2 protein-coding genes are annotated in these 1,964 nt (G+C 68.3%); both read right to left on the bottom strand.

Going from position 1 to position 1,964, the window contains the following annotated elements; genetic code table 11:
- Window positions 1-12 precede the first annotated feature (12 nt).
- The gene (locus BU204_RS37715) at window positions 13-411 is read right to left on the bottom strand and encodes a hypothetical protein (protein WP_143230057.1); all 399 of its coding nucleotides are present in this window, start codon (window positions 409-411) and stop codon (window positions 13-15) included.
- 53 nt (window positions 412-464) lie between these two features.
- Complete coding sequence (locus tag BU204_RS37710; RefSeq protein WP_143230056.1) at window positions 465-1,568, bottom strand: hypothetical protein; 1,104 nt, start codon at window positions 1,566-1,568, stop codon at window positions 465-467.
- Between the last annotated feature and the right edge of the window lie 396 nt (window positions 1,569-1,964).

Raw genomic sequence — 1,964 nt, 5'->3', positions numbered from 1 at the left:
CCGCCGCCCGGATTACCTACCCAACGTTGCTTGATGCGGCACTAGGTAGGTCGCGGCGCGTTCGGCGTACTCGAGGAGCGCGCGGTCGTTCTCCCAGCGGCCGCAGGCAGCGTGGTCCTCGACCGGGTTCTCGCCGAACATGAGGAGAGCTGTGTCGGGGTACTCGCCCACGACATCCCAGCAGAGCTCGTCCGAGGCCGACGTAGCCAGGATGGCCACGAGGACCGGCAGGTCACCGATAGCGCGGCGGGACCGCTCCGGATCGACGAGTCCCGGGGCGCCCGGTGCCACGTACACCGAGGACCGTTCGAAAGCCTTCGCAATGATGTCCGCCTGCCTTTCGGGCGGCTGCGGCTCCGGAATGTCGTCCGCCATGTCGATGAGGACGATCAAGGTGATCGCAACGACCACCCAGCCGACGGTCGCGCGCCAAGTGAAGCCGCGCCGTTCGCGCTTAGGTGGCATCAACTGGTCTCGTCCTGGCGTGCCGGCAGGGCCATACCCTCGTCGGCGATCTTGCGAACCTCCACCCATCCCGGCGTTGTCTGCGCCTGGTCGAAGAGTCGGCGGGCGGTGGCCAGACGCTCCGCAGCGGCTGGGTTGGCCTCCGCACCGCTGGTCTCGACTTCGAGCAGGCGTGCCCCCAGCTCGCCGATCCTGGCGTTGGCCTCGGCGCGGGCCAGGCGGCGCTCTGTGGGGGTGTGGACCGAGCGTGCCGGCGAATGCTCGGGCGTGTGAGCGAGATAAACCAGTGCGAAGAAGGCGCCGGCGATGAGTGTCGTCCACAGCGCCGCTGTGCGGACCGGCCCCCACAGATCGGACACGGGCGCGGGGGGCGGCGCCTGAAACGCCGGCCTTGGGGGTGCGCGGAGGGCTTCGTAGCGCTCGACGAGCAGGCTCGCCGAGGTTTCGGACGGGGCGCCGTCCTGGAAGATCTGGATGTACCCCCGGCCGAACAGATGGTCGCGGGCGTATTCGGCGCTGTCCTGGTCAGGCGCAGCGACGTCGAACCACCGGCCCTGAACGACCATGACCAGATCGTCAGGAAACTCGCGGGCGAGAGTGGGGACGTAGTCCACGTGGCGCCGGCCAGGACTCGGGCTTGGGAACGTGGCGATTTTGGGGTCCGCTTCCCGCAAGCGTTCCACCACCGTGGCGACCTGCTCAGGGCTCGGGTCGACCGCCTGGGGCACGATGACGGGACTGCTGTCCTGCCCGAGGAGATCAAGCACGCCTGGCGTCACGTCCGAGTACAGGGCGAGCCGGCGGAGCGACTGGCGGTCAGGCGCACGATAAGCACGACGACCCGGAATGTAGGCGGCCAGCCCCTCGACCACCACCAGGCGAACGTCGTGTTCACCTGCCCACTCACGCAGCTGGTCCTTGTCGGCGCCGTTGAACGGTGTGAGCAGAACACGGTCATTCGGCCGGAGCACAGCACGCACCCGCTCCTCGTCGAGGGTCGCGAACGCACCAGGAGCCCGGTAAACCTGATGGGACATGAGCTCGCCGAGATCAAACGGCTGCGCTGCGGTCACCGGCGCGCTGACCAGCAACAACAGGACCACGAACCCAAGAATGCCCCCGCAACGCATGCGTGAAGCGTCCCACACAGCTACTGCAGTTTCAGGAAGAACCGCGCGGGCGTCCGGACGAACGAGAGAACCGCACACACGTAGCTCGGCGAACCGCAGTGAGCACAGCGGCCGACTCGGGGCCATCGGTGCGCTCCAGCGGGGCACCACCGGGTGATGGCCGCACCCACCTCGGACGCGAACGCCGCGCACACCCCGCCAGGGCGCGGCGTATGCGGGGAACGCCGGCGCCAGCTCGCGTCCCATACTCAGCGGCCAACGCCTGGCCCCAACGCCAGCATCCTGATCAAGGCACCTCGAGCGGGTGTTGGCGCGCGACTCCGTCCTCAGAGCCTGTTCCTGAACTTATTTGGTGAGGCGTTGGCTGGT

The organism is Actinophytocola xanthii (assembly GCF_001921205.1).
GTDB classification, from domain to species: Bacteria; Actinomycetota; Actinomycetes; order Mycobacteriales; family Pseudonocardiaceae; genus Actinophytocola; species Actinophytocola xanthii.
This window is presented reverse-complemented; position numbering and strand designations above follow the sequence as displayed.